At 70.2% G+C, this 496-nt stretch carries 1 protein-coding gene; it reads right to left on the bottom strand.

The genetic code is table 11. The features are described 5' to 3' along the window. On the bottom strand, positions 1–341 hold a 341-nt coding region (locus AOK09_RS05385; protein ID WP_055585965.1), incomplete at its 3' end, for a VOC family protein. Between the last annotated feature and the right edge of the window lie 155 nt (positions 342–496).

Raw genomic sequence — 496 nt, 5'->3', positions numbered from 1 at the left:
CCGGCCGGGTCGAGGAAGTACAGGCCGCGCCCACCGTGGTGGTGGTTGATCTCGCCCGGCTGCTTCAGGTGTGGGTCGGCCCAGTAGCCGATCCCGGCCCGCCTGATCCGGCCGAAGGCGGCGTCGAACTCCTCGTCCGAGACCAGGAACGCATAGTGCTGCATGACGATCGACTCCGCCGGGACGGTGGCGAAGTCCAAGGTGACCCCGTTGCCGGTGGCCACCGGAACGAACGGGCCCCACTCGGCCCCGACCTCAAGACCCAGGATCTCCGCCAGGAACTCGGCGGACTCCCGCTTGTCCCGGGAGTGGACGATGGTGTGGTTCAGCTCGACTGACATGGGTGGAGTGCCTCCGCAAGGCATCTCACGGCACCTCCATGCCTCACCCGGCCGATGACCGGCACGCGATGCCGTCGCCACGATCCTAGGCACCCCCGCGTACGGCGTCGAGACCCTCCGGAGGAGCCCCCCGGCCCGCAGGCGCCACCCCGGCC

This window comes from Peterkaempfera griseoplana, assembly GCF_001418575.1.
GTDB lineage: Bacteria > Actinomycetota > Actinomycetes > Streptomycetales > Streptomycetaceae > Peterkaempfera > Peterkaempfera griseoplana.
The sequence above is the reverse complement of the archived record's forward strand: the minus strand, read 5'-3'. Positions and strand labels throughout refer to the sequence as shown.